The organism is Novosphingobium barchaimii LL02, from assembly GCF_001046635.1.
Taxonomy (GTDB): Bacteria; Pseudomonadota; Alphaproteobacteria; order Sphingomonadales; family Sphingomonadaceae; genus Novosphingobium; species Novosphingobium barchaimii.
This window is the reverse complement of the sequence record NZ_KQ130462.1, coordinates 22,804-43,663: the sequence shown is the minus strand read 5'-3', so window position 1 is coordinate 43,663 and position 20,860 is coordinate 22,804. Positions and strand designations below refer to the sequence as shown.

Sequence of the window (20,860 nt, the reverse complement as noted above, 5' to 3'; positions counted from 1 at the left end):
GCAGCCTGCCCCGATCAGTCGAACTTGAAGCGCACGCCCACCGCGAAAGTGCGGTCGATCAGCAGCGTGCTGGAATTGAACTGCTGCGGGTTACCGACATCGCCGAACTTGTAGTAGTTCTGCTGCTTCGCCTTGGTGAGGTTCACCGCGTCGAAGGTGATGCCGATATCGTCGTTGACGTTCAGGGTAAGCTGAAGGTCAAGGCTCTTTTCAGGCGCGCGCCAGAAGCCGATCGGGTTCGCGAAGGAGCGGCCCTCGTTGCTCTGGAGGAAGCCCTTGCGCCACACATACGACAGGCGGGCGCCGATCGGGCCGTTATCGTAAGCGAGCGTAGCGTTGTACGAGAGCTTCGACACGCCGAAGAACGCCGACTTGGTCGATCCGGTGATCGCGCCATTGGTGTCGACGACCGGGATCGTCTGTTCGGAGTCGAGGATCGTGGCGCTGCCGACGAAGCCGAGGCCGTTGAGCGGGCCAGGCAGATACGTCGGGAAGTAAGTCAGGCCCAGTTCCACACCCTTCAACACACCGTCCGAAGCATTCACCGGACGGGTGATGTTGAAGATCTCGGTATAGGTCTCGTTACGCGGCAGGTAGTTGTTGGGAATGATCTCACGCGCGGTAAGCGGCACGACCAGACCGTTGATCTCGCGGCGGAAGGCCGTCGCGTAGATCGCGCTGTTGCGTTCGAAGTACCATTCAACGGCAACGTCGATGTTCTTCGAATGCGTTGCGCTCAGGTTTGCGTTGCCCGCGCTGCCCGAACCGAAGCCGATGCGCGACAGATCGCCCGTGAGCGAGACGTTCGGGTTCAGGTCGCCGAAGGCCGGACGGCGCAGCGTCTCGCCATAGTTGAAGCGGATACGCAGGTTGTCGGTGATGCCATAGCGCGCGGTGAACGACGGCAGCCACTTGGACGAGCCGGTCGAGACGGTGGTGCGGGCGAAGTTGTTGCCGCGATCGAAGTAGTCGTAATCGGTATCGATCGCCACATAGCGCACGCCTGCCTGCAGCTGCAGCGGACGGCCGAAGAGTTCGATCTCGCCATCGGCCATGATGTAGGCGGCGGTGTTGATCTCGCCGATGCCGAAGACGTGGCCGAAGGTCAGCTGGTTCGAAAGCAGCAGGCCCGGATTCACCGACTGGTACAGGGTGCGAACAGCATCCTTATCCATGCTGCGCGGATCGGCCAAAACCCAGCTGGTGGGGATATCCGCGCGTCCATCGAAGAAGCCGCTGTTGGTGAAGGGCGTGCCCTGACCGAACTGCGCCAGCGTCACGCCCGGCAAACCGCCGGCGCCCTGATCGCGCACATAGTTGTCGGCCTTGCGGTCATCGTAGCGGAAGCCCGCCTTGATGCGGCGCAGGAAGCCTTCGTCCCATTCGTACTCGCCGTCGAGCATCACCGTCAGCGCGCTGCCGGTGTTCTTCGTGCCGCTGTCGAACAGGTTGCCCACGCTCCATGCCGAAGCGTCGGTCAGGACGCCCTGGTTGGCGAAATTGTAAGAGGGCAGGCCGCCACCGGCGTTGAAATCCACATTGATGTCGAGCGGGGCGCGATCGGTGCGGATGGCGAAGAACGAGGTTTCGTTCTTGCTGTCCTGATAAGCGACGTCGGCGACGATCTTGCCGCGATCCGCCACGTCCCACTTGGCGTTGAAGGCGTAGACGTAGCTGTCGGTCTTGTTGGTGGAATAGTCGCCGCTGTTGAAGCCCGCAACCTGTCCGACCTGGCGCGATTTGATGATGTTGGTGCCGTCATACAGCTCGAAGCTGTTCGCCGCATCGGCAGGCAGGTTGCCCCACCAATCGACGAAGCTGAAGTTCAGGCTGTTGTACGTTTTGCCGCGAAAGCCGGTGTAGAACACTTCGGCAGTGTAGACCGAACGCTCATTGGGCGCCCACTGCAGCGCGGCGTTCACTGCCGGGCGGGTGCGCTTGCCGTAAAGGTCGGACGCGATCACCGCATCGCGCGAGAGGTAGTAAGGAACCTCGACGCCGTTGATGTTCAGCGTGGAGCCAGCCTTGGCCGGAAGACCGGCATCAAGGCCGGGCGTCCACAGATTGCCCTGCGGGTTGCCGGCCGTGACCGCGCGGCAGTCAGTGGTGAACAGGCGCTCCAGCGCACCGAAAGGGGCGCCGCCCGGGCATGCGCCGGGCATGTTGCTGGTGGTGACCGCAGGCCGCGCGCCATCGGTGGTCAGGAAAGGCACCATCGCGCCTGCCTGCAGGTTCTGGTTGCGGTATTCGGCGCGGGTGTAGCTGGCGTTCACCAGGAAACCGATCTCGCCGATGCCGGTGTCCCACTTGTCCGCCACGAGCAGCGCGACGTTGGGGTTCGCCTTGTCGGCCAGCTCGGAATAGACGCCGCGCGCCAGACCCGAAATGGTGAAGCCGTCGAAGTCGAGCGGGCGGCGGGTCTGCACGTCGATCTGGCCGGCAAGGCCGGTTTCGATCTGGTCGGCAGAGCGCGTCTTGTAGACGTCGATCTTTTTGACGAGGTTTGCCGAGATATCCTGCAGCGCGAACGAAGTGCCGGCTGCGGTGAAGATGTTGCGGCCGTTCAGCGTGGTCAGCGGATCGGTCAGGCCGCGAATAGTGATCGTTGCAGCTTCACCGCCGGCACGATCCGTCACCTGAATGCCGGTGACGCGTTGCAGCGCCTCGACCACGTTGTTGTCGGGCAGCTTGCCGACGTCCTCGGCCACGATCGAGTCGACGATCTGGACGTTGTTCTTGCGGGCATTGATGGCGCCCACGATCGAGGCACGCACACCCGTGACGATGATATCTTCAGCCGACGCGGTGCCGTCTCCGACCGAGTCCTGCGGCGCGGTGTCCTGCGCATGGGCGATGCCTGACAGAGCCAGAGCAAAAACGGATGCAGTGCAGAATGCGAATGGCTTGAGCGCCATGTTTCAACCCTCCCAATGGGGCTGGCCGATACCATGCCCCTCCAATTACTCGGACTAGTTATTAGTCGGACTAATTCGTTGCAAGGGAAAAAGCGTCGAAGCTGTCAAATTGCTCTCAGGAGTGTTGCCATTTCGCCGCAGGACCGCCCGGAAACACTATGTTTCTGGCGGTTTCGGCGGATTTATCAGGTTAGTCCGGCAGCCATGCGCTTGAGGCGTCGGTTGCATTTGCGAGTCGTACATTGTCTGAGGAATGGGCGAGCGCCCTGCCCGTGTAGGCCTGCGATACGAACCGGACGGACCCGCCTTTCGCTTCCTCGCGGCGGAAGCGGTCGGCGCCGGGTGCAGCGCCGGTCGCGGCGGCGGGGGCCAAGGCTACAGACCCGTCCGCAGCGGCAACAAGGACATGATCCGGCTTCAGGATCGGCGAAAGCTGCACCGTGCCATCCTCGGCAGGCAGCGAGCGGAACTGGGTCTGCGCGATCGGCGCATTGCCGACGGTCAGGCGGTCTCCCTCATGCGAGAGGTGTGCGCCGCGCCGCACGGCAGGGGCAAAACGTTCGGGCAGCGGGCCGTTTCCGACCGGCACGCCGAAGTCGGGATTGCCGGCCGCATCGAAATAGAGGCGCTGGATGCGGGTGTGGCGATCCGGGTTGTAAAGCGGATCGCCTTCGATCGCCTCGTAATCGCGGCCATGGTAGACGAGGATGGGGTTGCCCTTTTCGTCCACGGTAAAGCTGTTGTGGCCCGGCCCGTAGACCGAAGTTTCGCGGCAGGTGACGAAGACCGGCTCCTGCGATTTTGTCCAGGCGCGCGGGTCCATCAGGTTCGCGTTCTCGTCGATCGTCAGCAGGCCCATGCAGTACCGCGCGTCGGTGGCGCTGGCGGAATAGGTCATGAACAGGCGGCCATTGTGGCCGATGAAGGCGGACCCTTCGTTGACCTTGTACCCGCGCACTTCCCAGTCGAGCGTCGGCACCGTCAGGCGCGCAGGCGCGGCCGCCAGTGTCAGCGCATCCTTCATTGGCGCGATGTAGACGTTGGAATTGGTGTCGATCCCCGCCTCGCGCTGCGCCCAGGAGAAGTAGCGCACGCCGCGGTGCGTAAAGATCGTCGAGTCGAGGTTGAAGCTGTCCCACGGCGCCTTGAACTGGCCGAGCACGGACCAGTTGCCGGTCATCGGATCGGGTCCGTCACAGACCACGGCGAAAGTGCGGATGCGGAACACGTCCTCGCCGCCGCCGCTGGGGCCGGCTGCGAAATAGACGATCCAGCGGCCATCGACGAAGTGCAGTTCCGGCGCCCAGAGGAAGCCTGACATCGGACCGCTGGCTTCATGGCGCCACAGCACCCGCTCCTCGGCGGTGGCCAGGCCGGCCAGCGTTTTTGCGCGGCGCAGGGCAAGGCGGTCGTACTCGGGCACGGAACCCATCAGATAGTACCAGCCATCGGTGTGCAGGAAAATCTGCGTATCGGCGCGCTGACGCACCAGCGGGTTGCTCGGCATGGGAGCGGGCGCGGCCGTCGGCGTGTTCAAAGCAGTCTTGCCGGGGGCCGTGCAGGCGAGCGGAAGCAGCGAGGTGGCGGCGGCGAAAGCGCGGCGCGAAAGAAGCATCGTCATGTCGTCCTCTCCGGGTGTTCTTGTTCGGTCAGGTGGCTTTAAGCGTCGTTCAGGTACGACCCGAAAAAAGGCGCCCCGGCCGGGCCGAGACCCGGCCGGGGCGCCGTCAGGTGGGTTCAGTATTCAGCCGTGGGCCAGCCGTCCGCATCCCAGCGGATCGGCGCGATGCGCAGTTTCGGCGCACCGTCGGCCTGCTTGTCGTAGGCGTGATAGACGACGTACGTCGTGCCGTCGCTGTCGGTGAATGCGCCGGCGTGGCCCGGTCCGCGAAAGCGCTGCTGCTCCTGCAGATCGGCACGCAGGAAGATCGTGCCGCCGCCCTGCATCATCTCGCTCCCGTCCTTGCCGAGGTAGGGCCCAGTGACCTTCTTCGCGCGGCCTACAACCGTGTAATACGTGCTGTTCACACCCTTGCAGCAGTAGTCGTAGGACGCGAGCAGGTAGTACCAGCCGCCATGCGGGATGATGAACGGCGCCTCCACCGGAGCGGGCCCGCCCGCCGGAGCAAGGCGGCGGGCGATCGAATAAGGCTCGGTACCAGGGGCGACCTTGCCGGTCTTCGCATCGAGCGGGAACAGCTTCAGGCCGCTCCAGAAACTGCCCAGCGACAGCCACTGGCGGCCCTGCGCATCGACCACGAAGTTCGGGTCGATGGCGTTGAAGTCGTCCTCCTTCGTGGACATGACGACAAGGCCGTGATCCTTCCACTTCGCCTTCGCGCCCAGCGCGGGGCTGGTGGCGAGACCGATGGCGGAACGGTTCGAGCCGAAGGTCGAAACCGAATAATAGAGCCGGTATTCACCGTTCACGTAGGAAATGTCGGGCGCCCAGATGCCTTCGGTGCCGGGCACGGCTTCCTTGGTCCACGCCGGCATCTGCGCAAAGACCGAACCGGCGTCGGTCCAGGTCTTCAGGTCCTTCGAGGTCTTGATGCCGATGTATTTGCCCACGGTGCTGAACACGTAATAGGTGTCACCCTCGCGGATGATGACCGGATCGTGCACGGTGAGATCGCCGGAAAGCTGGGAGTTCAGGGACTTTCCGGCGTCCTGGCCCCCTACTACCTGAGCAGGCGCCGCGCCGGGAAGTCCCAGCGCGGCAAGAGCGAGAATCCAGCCCTTCATTTCAGTTCGAGCACGACGACCGACTTGGCCGGAAGTGTCACGACAAGCTGGCCGCCCTGCACGCTGGCGCCGGTGAAGGCCGCAGGCTTGACCACTTCGGGCGCATCGAAGGTGTTGTGCGAATTGATCGCGGAGGCTGTCAGAATACGTCCCGTCACCGCCGAAGCGCTCACGCCGTCCAGCTTGATCGTCACCGTGTTGGGCTGGTTGGGGTCGAGGTTTGAGAGGCCGACGTGAATCGTGCCGTCCTTGGCCTTCACCGCCGAGCCGCTCACCGCCGGCATTGTGAACTCGTCCTTGGCATACCAGGGGGACTTGATCTCGATCGGCAACACGGTGGCATCCTGCCACGGCTTGTACATCTCGAAGACGTGATAGGTGGGCGTCAACACCATCTTGTCGCCGTCCGTGAAGATCATCGCCTGAAGCACGTTCACCATCTGCGCGATGGCGGTCATGCGCACGCGGTCGGCGTGCTTGGCGAAGATGTCGAGGTGGATCGAGGCGATCAGCGCATCGCGCAAGGTGTTCTGCTGCCGCAGGAATCCGGGGTGCGTGCCCTCGTCCTGCGCATACCACGAACCCCATTCGTCCACGGCCAGGAAGACCCGCTTTTCGGGGTCGTACTTGTCCATGATCGCCGAGTGCTTGGTGATCAGCTCGTCCATCTTGCGCGCGCCGTTCAGCGCATCGGCCCAGCCGTGCTCGTCGAACGCGACGGCAGGCGCGCGCGGCGGCCAGCCACCGGCGGGGTGGACGTAATAGTGCAGCGAAACGCCGTCGAGCTGGCCTGCAGCGACACGCATCATCGTGTCGGTCCAAGTGTAGTCGTCGACGTTGGCGCCGGCGGCGATCTTCTGGATCTTGGTGCCGGCGGGCGCCTTGATGAAGGTGGCATAGCGGCGCGTTTCGTCCGCCGCGAATTCGGGACGCATGTTGCCGCCGCAGCCCCACAGCTCGTTGCCGACACCGAAGAACTCGACCTTCCACGGCGCCTTGTGGCCATTCTTGGCGCGCTCGTCAGCAAGGCTGCCGGCGGGCGAGGTCATGTATTCGACCCATTCCGCCATCTCGCGCGGGGTGCCGTTGCCGACGTTGCCCGCGACATAGGCCTCTGCGCCGACCTGGCGGATCAGCTCGAAGAACTCGTGCGTGCCCACGGTGTTCGGCTCGGTGACGCCGCCCCAGTGCGTGTTGATCTTCACCGGACGCTTGTTCTGCGGGCCGATGCCTTCACGCCAGTTGTACTCGTCGGCGAAGCAGCCGCCCGGCCAGCGGATCACCGGTACCGAAAGGTCGCGCAGGGCCTGCACCACGTCGTTGCGGAAGCCGTTGGTATTGGGGATCTTGCTGTTCTTGCCGACCCACAGGCCGCCATAGATACCCGTGCCAAGATGCTCGGCGAACTGGGTGAAGATTTCCTTGTGGTAGACCGGACCGGGCTTGTCCGCTTCGATCGTCGCGGTGGTCGGCTGGCCGCCCGTATCGGCATTGGCGGTCGTAGCCAATGGGCCGGTGAGCGCGGCCCCGCCCAGCAGCAGGGCCAGTGTCGTGCGGCTAAATGCTTTCATCATGGTGTGTCCCCTCCCAGGGAAAATCAATCGTGGAATGCGTCGACGGTCTGGCGATTGCCGCGCAGGAACGCGTCGGCGACAAGGCGCAGGGGCGCGATATCGACATCGCTGCGCCCGCCCCGGATGAGGTTGGCGAAGCGGGCGTAGAGGCCGGGATACTCCAGGTCCTCACTATGCTCCGCGCCGGTGGGCAGGGTGAGGACCGCGCCGCCATTGGAGAGTTTCAGCGTACCCGCGTCGGTCTCGACCACGATATCCCAGGACTGCGGGCCGGTCTGGCGCCAGTCGAGGTCCATGTGGATCGGCGCGCCTGCCGTGTCGCGGAACTGGATGTCCGCAGCGATCGGCGCGGCGCGGTTGGCGGGGATTTCCAGCGTCGCGGTCTTCAGGAAGACCGGGCGCGGCAGGATGTGGGTCAGGATCGAAAGGGCGTTGATGCCCGGATCGAACACGCCGAGCCCGCCCGGCTCCCAGATCCATGCCTGACCCGGATGCCAGACGCGCACGTCCTCGCGCCAGACGATCTTCACGCTCTCGATCCGGCGCTCTGCCAGCCACGCGCGGGCAGGCGCCACGCCCGCCGCAAAGCGCGAGTGCCAGGCCGCGAACAGCGTCGTGCCGACCTTTTCGGCGCGGCTGGACAGTGCGACGCATTCCGACAGGGTCGCCCCCGGCGGCTTCTCAAGGAAGACATGCATCCCCTTGTTCAGCGCCTGCACCGCAAGATCATAGCGGACCTGCGGCGGCGTGCAGAGCGCCACCGCATCGACCGCCGGGCCGTTTTCGATCAGCTCGTCGAGGCTCTTGTGGTGGGACACGCCCTCCACGCCTGCGTCATGCGGGCTGACCGTGGCCGCAAGGCTGAACGCCTTGTTCCCGGCAATCGCCGGCAAGTGCTGGTCGCGGGCGATCTTGCCCACGCCCACCACCGCGATCCGGATCGGGTCCATCGATCAGAGCGCCTTGACGGTAGCAGTCTGGACTTCGGCGCGCGCCAGCGGGTTGGATACCGGCAGCGTGAAGGGCGCTGCAGAAATCTCGAACACGTCGCCTTCTTCGGTCTGCACAGCGTCGCTGAACGAGAGCGTGGCGGTGCCGAAGAAGTGAACGTGCACATCGCCCGCGCGGCGGAACAAGTCGTACTTGAAGTGGTGATGCTCAAGGTTGTCGAAGCTGTGCGACATGTTGCCCTCACCCGAAAGGAAGGGCTTTTCCCAGATCGTCTCGCCCGCGCGCACGATCTTGCTCGTGCCTTCGATGTGGGTGGGCGGAGTGCCGATCAGCAGCTCAGGGCCAAGCGCTGCCTGGCGCAGCTTGGAGTGGGCCAGCCACAGGTAGTTGTGGCGCTCGGTGACGTGGTCCGAAAACTCGTTGGCGAGCGCGAGCCCGAGGCGGTAAACAGTGCCGTCTTCGCCCACGAGGTAAATCCCAGCCAGTTCCGGCTCCTCGCCGCCGTCCTGCGAGAAGGCAGGCATGGTCAACGTATCGCCCGGGCCGACGAGCTGCGAGCCGTCGCCCTTGTAGAACCACTCAGGCTGCTGGCCGACTTCGCCGGCTGCCGGCTTGCCGCCTTCGAGGCCTTCGAGGAACATGCGCATGGAATCGGTCTGCTGCTCGTTCGCGATGGCAGCTGCATGCATCTTGTCGCGGCCTTCGGCGGAGCCGAGGTGGGTGAGCCCAGTGCCCGTCATCAGCAGGTGCGCGGGATCTTCATGGTCGATCGGCGCGATCAGGCGGCCGGCTGCATGTTCGGCGGCGATGTCGATCGCTTCGCCCTGCCCGCAGGCCCTGGCGGCATCGGCCAGCGACACGCCGTCAGCGATGGCGCGCAGCGCGAGTTCGCGGATCGAAGTGACGCCGGGCAGGACGTGAGCGGCATCGCCCTCGGCCAGGATGACGGAACGTGCGCCATCGGCGGCGCGGTGCTGGAGCAGGCGAAGGTAGGTCATGGGGTCTCTCCCAGAGAGTTTTTGCGCTGCCGCGGCGCACCTTCTTGTGAGGCGCGCCGCGGGGGATCGGTGCAGGATCAGTTGAGGGTAAGCGTACCGTCGATCAGGCGCGGGGCGCCGTCACCGAAAGCATCGTCACGCAGTTCGGGCGGAAGCAGGCCCTGCGCGAGGTTCTGGTAGCTGACCGGACGAAGGAAACGGTCGATGGCAAGGCTGCCGACCGACGTGGTGCGCGGGTCGGTGGTGGACGGGAACGGGCCGCCGTGAACCATCGCGTGGCACACTTCGACGCCGGTCGGCCAGCCGTTGACCAGAATGCGGCCAACCTTGCGCTCCAGCACGGGCAGGATACGGGCAGCGGCGCCCTCGTCCGCATCGTCCATGTGGATCGTGGCGGTGAGCTGGCCTTCCAGGCCTTCGAGGAGGAGAGCGAGTTCCGCCTCGTCCTTGCAGCGCACCAGGATCGAGGCCGCACCAAACACTTCGTCGCCAGCAGCCTTGTCAGCCAGGAACTGCGCGGCGGTGGTCTGGAACAGCACGGCACCGCCCGTGGTACGGCTGCCTTCCTCACCCTTGGCGAGCGTTTCAACGCCCGGCAGGCCGGTCAGCGTCTCGACGCCCTTGGCATAGGCGGCGGCGATGCCGGTGGTCAGCATGGTCTGCGGCTTGGCAGCGCCGACGCCGGTGCTGGCGGCAGCAACGAACGCGTCGAGACCTTCACCCTCGATCGCCAGCAGCAGGCCAGGGTTGGTGCAGAACTGGCCTGCGCCCATCGTCAGCGAACCGACGAAAGCCGTGCCCAGCGCTTCGCCGCGCGCCTTCAGCGCTTCGGGCAGGAGCAGGACGGGGTTGATGCTCGACATTTCGGCATAGACCGGGATCGGCACTTCGCGCGCCTGCGCCAGCTTGACGAGGGCAAGGCCGCCGCCGCGCGAGCCGGTGAAACCGACCGCCGCGATGCGCGGGTCCTGCACGAGCGCCGCGCCCAGTTCGTTCGACGGGCCGGCAAGGTGCTGGAACACGCCTTCCGGCAGGCCCGCATCCTTGACAGCCTTGGCAATGGCGCCGGCGATCAGACCGCCGGTGATCGGGTGCGCCGGGTGGCCCTTAACGACGACCGGGCAACCAGCGGCCAGCGCCGATGCGGTGTCACCGCCGGCAGTCGAGAAGGCGAGCGGGAAGTTCGAGGCACCGAACACGGCAACCGGGCCGACCGGGATCATGCGCAGGCGCAGATCGGGGCGGGGAAGCGCACGCTCGGGCAGGGCGGGGTCGATGCGCAGCTGCTGCCACTGGCCCTTGCGCACGACGTCGGCGAAGAGACGCAACTGGCCCATGGTACGGCCACGCTCGCCTTCGCTGCGACCACGCGGCAAACCGCTTTCGGCCGTGTAGGCGTCGAGCAGCGAATCGCCGATCGCGAGGATTTCGTCAGCGATTCGCTCAAGGAACGATGCGCGCTCCTCGCGGCTGGTCGCGCGGTAGGTGTCGAATGCGGCAGCTGCGGCAGCGCAGGCCGCGGCGACATCTGCGGGGGTGCTGACAGCAAGCGGCTCGCCCTGAGGCTCGCCGGTTGCAGCGACGATGGAACGAAATTCAGTCATTCGGGGTCTCCCTATTTACTCCGACATATTAGGAGCGGACGCGAAACGCAATGTTTGTCGTTCCTTCTGGCAAGAAGGACTGTTAGTTTCAGATCAGGAGGAGCCCATAGCAGTGCCAGAAGCCGGTTTTATGAATGAAGACGCCATTGCCAAATCCGGCGACGAGGCTCGCGGACCCGGAAGACGCCTCCACGGAGCCATCGCCCACAAGCTCGGCACAGCCATCTTGTCAGGCAAATATGTACCGGGCGACATCCTTTCAGGCGAAGTTGCCTTCGCCGAGGAACTACAGGTCTCACGCAGCGCCTACCGCGAAGCGATACAGGTGCTTACCGCCAAGGGCCTCGTCGCAAGCCGCCCCAAAGCTGGCACCCGCGTCCTCCCCCGCGACCGCTGGAACCTGCTCGACCCTGAAGTGTTGGGCTGGGCCTTCGCCGGCGAACCAGACATCGAATTCGTGCGCAGCCTGTTCGAACTGCGCGCCATCGTCGAACCCGCCGCCGCCCGCCTCGCCGCCCAGCGCCGCGACAAGGAAGACCTCAAGACGATGAAAGACGCCCTCGCCGCCATGCGCCGCCACACCCTCACCACCGAGGCTGGGCGCGCGGCAGACCGAGACTTTCACAAAGCCATCCTCCAGGCCACCCGCAACGACGCCCTGCTGGTCCTGAGCGCCTCGATCGGCGCCGCAGTGAACTGGACCACCCAGTTCAAACAACGCGCCCGAGCCCTGCCGCGCAATCCTATCCCCGATCATGTGCGGGTGTACGATGCGATTGCCGCCGGTGATGCCGCAGGAGCTGCGGAGGCGATGAACGTGCTGGTCGATCTGGCGCTTGAGGATACGCACAGTTCCATGGTGGCAAAATAAAGGAAAGACCTGGGCCCAGCGCCCCAGACCCCTTTACCTTGGCGCGGTTCGTGCAGCTTGGTTGCGAGTCTTGGGAAGCCACATGGCTTGCGAGATGCTTGGCATTTCGACGCGGACTATATTCCATGCCGTCACCCTGAACTTGTTTCAGGGTCCATTTCGCCATTCTAACCGCCGCCAGATCGGATAAATGGATCCTGAAACAAGTTCAGGATGACGATGTCTGCGCGGTAGAACCTGCGCTTTAAGGATTCCGGGGCGATGGCCCCAGGTCTCCCCTCCCTCCCCTTCAAACACAAAAAAGCCCCGGAGACTAATCTCCGAGGCCCTGTTGTTTCGTCTGAGAACCGTTATTAGAAAACGACTTTGGGGTCCGCTTCCGCGTGGGTCACCTTGCTCCCCCACAGTGCGTAGAACAGCACGTAGAGTTCGCATGCCGCCGTCAGCAGGAACGAGGTTTGCAGGCCATAGTTGTCCGCAATCCAGCCCTGGACGATCACCAATGCGCCGCCGGCGATGGCCATGACCAGCAGGCCCGAGCCTTCTTCGGTCAGCGGGCCGAGACCCTTGATGCCCAGCGTGAAGATCGTGGGGAACATGATCGAGTGGAACAGGCCGACGAGGATCAGCGACCACATGGCGATCGGGCCGTGGGCGAAGACGGTGATCATCATCACGATGAAGGCGCCGATGGAGAACAGGGCGAGCACCTTGCTGGCATCGAAGCGTTGCATCACGGCGGAGCCGACGAAGCGGCCGACCATCATGCCGCCCCACAGGAAGGCAAGGTAGCGGCCTGCCTGCTCGTGCGTGGTATTGGCGATGTCGGGCTGGCTGACGAAGTTCACGAAGAGGTTGGCGACGCCGATTTCCGCAATCAGGTAGATGAAGATCGCGGGAATGCCGAAGACCAGGTTGCGGTGGTTCCACAGCGACAGGTTCTTGCGGTCCGCCTTGGCCACGCGCGATCCGGCAGAGCCCATGGCGGGCAGCGGGAACTTGGCGATGACCACGGCGAGGATGACCAGCACCGCCGCGACGAGCGCATAGGGCAGGATCACGGAGTGCGCGTCGGCAATGCGCTCTGCGTCGGTGAGGACGGTGCCGGCGGCGGACGTGCCGCTCTTGGACCGGCCCAGGATCAGGTAGGCACCGAACAGGGGCGCCAGCATGGTGCCGGCCGAGTTCAGCGCCTGCACGAGGTTGAGGCGTGAAGATGCGGTAGCCGGGTTGCCGACGACGGCGACATAGGGGTTGGCCGCGACCTGCAGCAGGGTGATGCCGCTGGCGATGACGAAGAGCATCACCAGGGTCACGCCGTAGGACGGGATGCTGGCGGCCAGCATCATGCCCAGCGCGCCGGCAGCCATGATGAGCAGGCCCACGACAAGCGACTTCTGATAGCCGACCCGTTCGATCAGCTTTGCCGAGGGGATCGAGGCCACGAAGTAGGCGATGAACCACACCGATTCGATCAGTGTCGTCTGGGTGTAACTAAGGTCGAACACACTGCGCAGATGCGGCAGCAGCGTATTGTTGATGACGGTGATGAAACCCCACATGAAGAACAGGCTGGCAAGCAGCGTGAGCGCGGGGCCGTAGCGCACGCCATCGGGCGTTGCGTGAACCACGGGGGTATCTCCAGACGAGACCACTGGCGGCATGACTATCCTCTCAAAGCAAATACCGGCCCCTCAAACCGGAACCGACCCGGACCTTTGTGGCAAACCGGCTTGCACTGTTTCTATTTGTCGGACTATATGCGCTGAACGATGTCGTCAATGGTCAGCGACCCAGGCATCTTACAGAAACGACACCCACACAAGAGAGGCGGGATCAGGGCATGAGGAATTCGGGCAAAGGCATCTTGGCCACGGCAGCATCCGTGCTGGCAGTCGTACTTGCCGCAAATCCGGCGTTGGCCGCCGATGCGTCGCAGGCGCCTGCGGGCAAGCTGACCGATGGCAGGCAGGTCGATGCGGTTACGCTCAAGGCCGCCAACGGCGTTTCGGCGACGATCCTGACTTACGGCGCCACGCTGTGGAAGCTGATGGCCCCCGACCGCGACGGCAAGGTCGCCGACGTCCTGCTCGCCTATGACGACCTCGCCTCCTTCGAGAAGACCCCGAACTTCTGGGGCGCGACCATCGGCCGTTACGGCAACCGCATCGCCGACGGCAAGTTCACGCTGGACGGCAAGACCTACCAGCTTCGCCAGAACGACCACGGCCAGTCGCTACACGGCGGCGGCAAGGGTTTCGACGTCCAGAACTGGAAGCTCGAATCGATCAAGTCGGGCAAGGTCGCGACGGCGGTGTTCTCGCTCGTCAGCCCTGACGGCGATTCGGGTTACCCCGGCACGGTGAAGACCAAGGTCACCTACTCGCTGGACGAAGCAGGCAACCTGCAGATCGTGTTCGACGCGGTGACCGACAAGCCGACCGTGCTCAACATGACCAACCACGCCATCTTCAACATGGCCGGCGAAGGCTCGCCCCGCGACGCCACGCAGAATGTGCTGACGATCCCGGCCAGCCGCTATACCCCCGTGAACGAGAAGCTGATCCCCACCGGCGAACTGCGCGCGGTCGAAGGCACCCCGTTCGACTTTCGCAAGCCCAAGGCGCTTGCCGGCGACATCCGCGACGGACGTGACCAGCAGATCCTCTACGGCCGCGGTTTCGATCACAACTTCGCGCTCGACAAGGGCCAGACCAAGACCCCGGAACTTGCCGCAAGACTGGAAGACCCGGTTTCGGGCCGCGTACTGGAACTGCTGACGACCGAGCCGGGCGTTCAGTTCTATTCCGGCAACTTCCTCGACGGGACGTTCCTGGGCAAGCAGGGCCATCTTTACCGTATGGGCGACGGCATCGCGCTGGAACCGCAGAAGTTCCCCGATTCGCCCAACCAGCCCAGCTTCCCCTCGACCCGCGTCGATCCCGGCAAGGCCTACAGGCATGTCATGATCTACCGCCTCACCACTTCGCCGCGCTGATCGCCGACCCTTCACGCTGGCCGCCATTCTTCGCTGAACGAACGAAACGAAACCGCTCCATGACCGAAAACACTACTCCGAAGCTGCGTTCACGCGCCTGGTTCGACAATCCCGACAACATCGACATGACCTCGCTCTATCTGGAGCGATACCTGAACTTCGGCCTCAGCCTTGAGGAACTGCGTTCGGGCAAGCCGATCATCGGTATCGCCCAGACCGGCAGTGACCTGTCGCCGTGCAACCGCCACCATCTGGTGCTGGCCGAGCGTATCCGAGAAGGCATCCGCGAACAGGGCGGCATCGCGCTGGAATTCCCGGTCCACCCGATCCAGGAAACCGGCAAGCGCCCCACCGCGGGCCTCGACCGCAACCTGGCCTACCTCGCGCTGGTCGAGGCGATCTACGGCTACCCGCTCGACGGCGTGGTGCTGACGACCGGCTGCGACAAGACCACCCCGGCGCTGCTGATGGCGGCCGCCACGGTGAACATCCCGGCGATCGCCCTGTCGGTCGGCCCGATGCTCAACGGCTGGCACAAGGGCGAGCGTACCGGTTCGGGCACGATCGTGTGGAAGGGCCGCCAGATGATGGCGGCGGGCGAACTGGACGCGGACGGCTTCATCAAGCTCGTCGCGTCCTCGGCGCCTTCGACCGGCTATTGCAACACGATGGGCACGGCGACGACGATGAACTCGCTGGCCGAAGCGCTGGGCATGATGCTGCCCGGCTCCGCCGCGATCCCCGCGCCCTACCGCGATCGCCAGGAATGTGCATGGCGCACCGGCAAGCGCATCGTCGACATGGTGCACGAGGACCTCAAGCCCTCGGACATCCTGACGCTGGATGCGTTCCACAACGCCATCGTCGTCAACGCCGCCATCGGCGGGTCGACCAACGCGCCGATCCACCTTGCCGCGATCGCCCGCCACATCGGCGTCGACCTCCCGCTCAAGGACTGGGAACGCCTTGGCCACAAGGTGCCGCTGCTGGTGAACCTGCAGCCCGCCGGTGAATATCTGGGCGAGGATTACTACCGTGCGGGCGGCGTACCCGCCGTGGTCGCGCAGCTGATCGGCCAAGGGCTGATCGCCGAGAGCGCGATGACCGTCAACGGCCTGACCATCGGCGACAACTGCCGCGATGCGACCATTGAGGACGACAAGGTCATCAAGACCTTCGACCAGCCTCTGGTGGAGGAAGCCGGCTTCCTGGTCCTGTCGGGCAACCTGTTCGACGCGGCGATCATGAAGACCAGCGTGATCTCGGATGAGTTTCGCGCGCGTTACCTCTCCAATCCCGACGATCCCGAGGCTTTCGAAGGCCCCGCCGTGGTGTTCGACGGTCCCGAAGACTACCACCACCGGATCGACGATCCCTCGGTGGGCATCACGCCTGAAACGCTGATGTTCATGCGCGGCGCGGGCCCGATCGGCTATCCGGGCGCGGCGGAAGTGGTGAACATGCGTCCGCCTTCGTACCTCATCACCGAAGGCGTGAGCGCCCTTCCCTGCATCGGCGACGGCCGCCAGTCCGGTACTTCGGGCAGCCCCTCGATCCTCAACGCCTCGCCCGAAGCGGCGGCGATGGGGGGCCTGGCGCTGCTGCAAACCGGCGACCGCGTGCGCATGGACCTCAAGAAGGGCACTGTCGACGTGCTCATCTCGGACGAGGAACTGGCCGCACGCCGCGCCGATCTGGAAGCCAAGGGCGGCTACCCCTACCCGGCCTCGCAGACCCCTTGGCAGGAAATCCAGCGCGCCCTCGTGGGCCAGATGGATACCGGCGCGATCCTGGAAGGTTCGGAAAAGTATCAGCGGATCGCCCAGACCATGGGCTTGCCGCGCGACAACCACTAAGCGCACTACACCCGTCATTCCCGCGCAAGCGGGGATGACGGCATTGCACGAAGGGACCCCGGCGGTCCCCAAAAACGGGAGAGAAGCGATGACGCTTTGGCGCAAGATCGAACGCGGCGTCCGCGATACTCTGGGCGAAGGCGCCCTGTGGTGCGAACGCGATGCGGCGTTCTACTGGGTCGACATCCTCGCACCCGCCCTCAACCGCATGACGCTGGCCGACGGCGAGATCACGCGGTGGGATATGCCGGCCCCGCTCGGCTGGGTCGCGCAGCGTGCCTCGGGCGGGCTGATCGGCGGCTTTCGCGATGGTGTAGCCGCCATCTCGCTCGATCCGCTGGACATCGCCCCGCGTCATGACCCCGAGCCCCATCTGCCCGGCAACCGCATGAACGACGGCAAGGCGGACCACCACGGCGCGATCTGGTGCGGCACCATGGAAATGGCCGAAGAGAACGCCACAGGTTCGTTCTACCGGCTTTCGCCGGAGGGCGATTGGCAGGTGATCGACACCGGCTATACCGTGACCAACGGCCCCGCGTTTTCGCCTTGCGGGAACTGGCTGTACCACACCGATTCCGGCCGCCGCACGATCTACCGCTTTCCGTTCGATGCGAACGGCGTAGGCCCGCGCGAGGAGTTCATCCGCTTCTCCGACGAAGATGGCTATCCCGACGGAATGACCACCGACGCGGAAGGCTTTCTCTGGGTCGCGCACTGGGACGGCGGGCGGATCAGCCGCTTCGCCCCGGACGGCACGCGCGAACGCTCGATCGAACTGCCGGCCCGGCGGATCACCAACATCGCCTTCGCCGGCGAGAAGCTGGACCGCATGTTCGTGACTTCGGCATCGAAGGGACTGCCGGAATCGGAGTTCGACGGCGCCCTGTTCGAGGTGGATGCCGGCGTGGTCGGCAACCCCGCTGGCACTTACCTGGGCTGAACCGATCGCCGCCCCGGATCAGATCCGGGACGGCGATTGATCTCACGCCGGATGCGGCGATGTCACGCGGCCCGTGCGCTCCAGCTTGCCCCAGCCGACCACCCAGCCCGCCACGGCGGAAGCGATCGCGCGCAGCACCACCCAATACATGATCTGCCGGTAGACCAGCCGCTGGGCCACCAGCAGGTGAGCCGGATAAGGCACCTTGTGCCCGTCGAGACGGTAGGCGACCCAGCCGCACAGCACGTCGATCGCGGTGAAGACCGTCCAGTAGACCGCCATCGTGCCCACATCGCCGCGCGTCTGCGCCCAGCCGTGGGCAGCGACACGCAACGCCGTCCCGATGATCGACAGCACCAGCGCCAGATCGATCAGGGGCGAGATCGCCGCGAAGCCGATCTGGAACAGCCACGCCTGCGGCAGACCCACAAGGCCCAGCCCGGAAGGCTTGCGGCGCGAGATCACCTCGCGGTGCTTCCACAGGCATTGCAGCGTCCCGAAGGCCCAGCGGAAGCGCTGCTTGGCCAGAGCGGCGAAGGTTTCAGGCGCCTCGGTCCAGGCGACGGCGCGTGGATCGTACGTGACGCGCCAGCCCGCGCGCTGGATGGCGATGGTGAGATCCTGGTCCTCCGCCAGCGTGTCTTCAGGATAGCCGCCGACTGAATCCAGCGCCGCGCGCCGCCATGCACCCACTGCGCCCGGCACCACGGTCATCGCATCGAAACCGGCAAGAGCGCGGCGTTCGAGGTTCTGCGCGGTGATGTATTCCACGGCCTGCCAGCGGGTGACGAGGTTTACCCGGTTGCCCACCCGCGCATCGCCGGCAACCGCGCCGATCTCGGGGTCGGCGAACCAGCGGGCGAGGCGGCGGATCGTCTCCGGCTCGAACTGTGTGTCGGCGTCCAGCGCGATGACGACATCGCCGGTGGCATCCTTCAGCGCCCGGTTCAGCGCCGCAGCCTTGCCGCCGTTGCGCAGCGTCAGCAACGTCACGCGCGGGTCATCGCCGAATATCTCGCGCACGATCGTGCTGGTGGCGTCCTTGGAGCCATCGTCGGCAACGATCACCTGCAAGGCAGGGCCCCCCTGACCGGAATAGTCGCTCGCCAGGACCCGCGCGATCGAACCGGCGATCACCCGCTCCTCGTTGAAGGCGGGGATGATGACCGAGACGGTGGGCTCGTAATGCGGCGGCTCGGCGCGCTGGCGGCGGCTCTGGAACCAGGCGAGACCGGCCATGATGACAGCGCGCGCCATGCCCAGCGAGATCGCGACATAGAACACCCAGGCCAGGATCGCGGCCACCGTCATCAGCAGGACGAAGGCCGCAACGTCGACCCGCACCGCGGCCAGATCGGGGGATGAGATCACCGGCATCGCGCGGGCCTGCGGAATGCCGACCAGCTGCGAGGCGGTGACGAAGCTGTACCCTTCACCCTTGAGCGTCTCGATGATGCGCGGCAGCGCCGCCACCGTCTCGGCCCGGTTGCCGCCGCCATCGTGGAGGAGGATCACGTTCATCGCGTTGGTACTCGACGCGGAATGGACCTGATCGAGGACCTGCCGGATGATCGACTCGGTTCCCGGCCGCTGCCAGTCGTTCGGATCCACGTGGAGGCCGACGACGGTATAGCCCGCCTTCTGCGCTTCCAGTGCCGGCCCCAGTTCGTCGGGCGTGGTCGGCTCGGCGTCCCCGAAATAGGGGGCGCGGAACAAGGTCATGCTGCGCCCGGTATAGGCTTCGACCAAACGCTGCGTGGCGTTCAGCTCAAGGCGCGTCTGCCCGCCGCCGGCATTGGCGAGGTTCGGGTGCGTGTACGTGTGGTTGCCCAGTTCGTCCCCGTCGGCGACGATGCGCTTGAGCAGTCCGGGGCTGCCAAGCGCGTTCTCTCCGATGACGAAGAAAGTGCCGGGGACGTGCGCTGCTTCCAGTTCCTTCAGGATCAAAGGGGTCCATGTGGGATCGGGTCCATCGTCGAAGGTCAGCGCCAGCACCTTGGGGTTGGAGCCGCCGGCGCGCTGGACGACGTAAGGCGTGGGCAGGGACTGGTACTGTTCGTCCCGGATCATGCCATCGGCGTCGAACCGGACGGCGCGGTGGCCGTCGCGCGGCGTGGCGGTGATGCGCAGGATTTCGCCCGAGCCTTCGATGTCCGCGCTGCTGAGCGCCTTGGGGGTGGAGAGGTCCGGCGTGCCGCCCTTGCGGAATGCGGCAAGGTCGGCCCAGAAACCCGAATCTTCGGTGCCCAGCCGCCACATCGCCATGTCCTGGATGCCCAGCCGCTTCAGGGCGGCCAGTTCGTTCCAGTTGGTGGCGGCGTCCAGCATCCAGATCGTGTGATGTCCTCCTCCCCCGGTGCCCGCGTCATCGTCATAAGCGAAGGCCGCGTTGCCGCTGGCGGGATCGAAAGAAACCTTCGCGCCGCTATCATGCGCGGCCAGCCATGCGTCCTCGATCGAGAGGGCGTCCGTGTCGTCGCCGTGCCAGTCGTAGGCATAGCTGCCCAGCGCCACCACGATCCGGTCGGGGCCGATGCGCTTCAGGGCGCCCTGCACTTCGCGCAGGAACCAGTCCTGCGGCGCGATCGGACCAGCCTCGCCGCCTTCCCAGTGCTGGTCGTAAGCCATGAAGATGAGCTTGTCGGAAACCTTCGCCAGCGCTTCGAGCGGCCAACCTTCGGTATCCGCAGGCACCGTCACCGCCAGATGCGAGCCTTGCGGCAGGGCGGCGCGAAGTTCGCTCAGGAAGGCGACATAGTCCGGCATGGCGCTGGTGGGCAGCGCCTCGAAGTCCATGACAAGCCCCTTCTCGCCGCGCTGGGCGACCATTGCGCCCATGCTTTGTTCGAAAGCGCGGCGCTGGACCTTGTCGTGCATCAGCGAGGCGGCGCCTGCACCGTCCCACTCGGCCTGCCCGAAGTTCTGGACCATCGGCAGCACCTTGAAGCGATGCGCCTCCCCGACGACGAGGTGGTCGAAGCGGGCATCGCTTTCGATCTGCACATCGTGGGTTGGCCCGGACACACTGACCACCGCCGGCACCACCCAGTCGAGGTCGTTGCCGTGGTGGACCAGCGAAAGGAAGCTGGCATCGTTGTTCGGTACGTAGAAGCCGATGCTCAGCGGTTTCTGCTGCCCGGCGGGGTGCAGTTTGGGCAGCCACGATGTCAGCCGGTGCTTGAGCGGCGACCCATGCAGGGTGGAGGCGTGCAGGCGCTGAAGGGGCAGTTCAAGCTCGCGCTGGACCGGCACCGCGACCAGCGTGGTCGCAAAGGCCACCGCGCCGATGATGACTGCCATGAGCAGCAGCGACAGGACACGCCGCGCCCAGCGGCTGCGGCGTCCGGTGGGATCGTAGAAGATGGGCTTGGACATGACGGCTTTCCGGCGATGCGCGAGGGATTA

Annotated in this window: 13 protein-coding genes; 4 read left to right on the top strand and 9 right to left on the bottom strand. The window is 65.2% G+C overall.

The annotated features are described in order from the left end of the window. Positions 1-14: 14 nt before the first annotated feature. The 7 genes from V474_RS23790 to V474_RS23760 all read right to left on the bottom strand — a co-directional run bounded on the left by V474_RS23790 (position 15) and on the right by V474_RS23760 (position 10,787). A complete protein-coding gene (locus V474_RS23790; protein ID WP_059153655.1) occupies positions 15-2,915 on the bottom strand; it encodes a TonB-dependent receptor in 2,901 nt (966 codons plus the stop codon). Positions 2,916-3,105: 190 nt separating this feature from the next. Beyond that, on the bottom strand, positions 3,106-4,536 hold the full coding sequence (locus V474_RS23785) for a glycoside hydrolase family 43 protein (RefSeq protein WP_059153654.1): 1,431 nt from the start codon (positions 4,534-4,536) through the stop codon (positions 3,106-3,108). Positions 4,537-4,652: 116 nt separating this feature from the next. After that, on the bottom strand, positions 4,653-5,660 hold the full coding sequence (locus tag V474_RS23780; RefSeq protein ID WP_059153653.1) for an arabinan endo-1,5-alpha-L-arabinosidase: 1,008 nt from the start codon (positions 5,658-5,660) through the stop codon (positions 4,653-4,655). Then, positions 5,657-7,234, bottom strand: coding sequence for an alpha-N-arabinofuranosidase (locus V474_RS23775; RefSeq protein ID WP_059153652.1), 1,578 nt, complete (start codon positions 7,232-7,234; stop codon positions 5,657-5,659). The genes V474_RS23780 and V474_RS23775 overlap by 4 nt, the downstream gene beginning before the upstream one ends. Positions 7,235-7,257: 23 nt before the next feature. Further along, positions 7,258-8,184, bottom strand: coding sequence for a Gfo/Idh/MocA family protein (locus V474_RS23770; RefSeq protein WP_059153651.1), 927 nt, complete (start codon positions 8,182-8,184; stop codon positions 7,258-7,260). A 3-nt stretch (positions 8,185-8,187) separates the two neighbouring features. After that, on the bottom strand, positions 8,188-9,183 hold the full coding sequence (gene araD1, locus V474_RS23765; RefSeq protein WP_059153650.1) for an AraD1 family protein: 996 nt from the start codon (positions 9,181-9,183) through the stop codon (positions 8,188-8,190). Between the two features lie 77 nt (positions 9,184-9,260). Beyond that, a complete protein-coding gene (locus tag V474_RS23760; RefSeq protein WP_059153649.1) occupies positions 9,261-10,787 on the bottom strand; it encodes an aldehyde dehydrogenase (NADP(+)) in 1,527 nt (508 codons plus the stop codon). A 130-nt stretch (positions 10,788-10,917) separates the two neighbouring features. On the opposite strand from V474_RS23760, the gene V474_RS23755 reads away from it, so the two are divergent. Beyond that, positions 10,918-11,658 carry a FadR/GntR family transcriptional regulator gene (locus V474_RS23755; protein ID WP_059153648.1) on the top strand — a complete coding sequence of 247 codons (741 nt, stop codon included), beginning with the start codon at positions 10,918-10,920 and terminating at the stop codon, positions 11,656-11,658. Positions 11,659-12,011: 353 nt separating this feature from the next. Here V474_RS23755 and V474_RS23750 read toward each other — a convergent pair whose 3' ends face one another. Next, positions 12,012-13,322 carry a sugar MFS transporter gene (locus V474_RS23750; protein ID WP_059153647.1) on the bottom strand — a complete coding sequence of 437 codons (1,311 nt, stop codon included), beginning with the start codon at positions 13,320-13,322 and terminating at the stop codon, positions 12,012-12,014. Between the two features lie 179 nt (positions 13,323-13,501). Between V474_RS23750 and V474_RS23745 the strand changes: the two genes are divergently transcribed. The 3 genes from V474_RS23745 to V474_RS23735 all read left to right on the top strand — a co-directional run bounded on the left by V474_RS23745 (position 13,502) and on the right by V474_RS23735 (position 17,455). Continuing rightward, positions 13,502-14,656, top strand: a complete 1,155-nt coding sequence (locus tag V474_RS23745; RefSeq protein WP_059153646.1) for an aldose epimerase family protein — start codon at positions 13,502-13,504, stop codon at positions 14,654-14,656. A gap of 59 nt (positions 14,657-14,715) precedes the next feature. Then, entirely contained in the window at positions 14,716-16,512 is a 1,797-nt protein-coding gene (locus V474_RS23740; RefSeq protein WP_059153645.1) for an IlvD/Edd family dehydratase, read from the top strand. Positions 16,513-16,600: 88 nt separating this feature from the next. Continuing rightward, entirely contained in the window at positions 16,601-17,455 is an 855-nt protein-coding gene (locus tag V474_RS23735) for an SMP-30/gluconolactonase/LRE family protein (RefSeq protein ID WP_059153644.1), read from the top strand. A 42-nt stretch (positions 17,456-17,497) separates the two neighbouring features. On the opposite strand, the gene V474_RS23730 is transcribed toward V474_RS23735, so the two are convergent. After that, positions 17,498-20,830: a glycosyltransferase gene (locus V474_RS23730; RefSeq protein WP_059153643.1), complete on the bottom strand. Its 3,333-nt coding sequence runs from the start codon at positions 20,828-20,830 to the stop codon at positions 17,498-17,500. Positions 20,831-20,860: the final 30 nt, after the last annotated feature.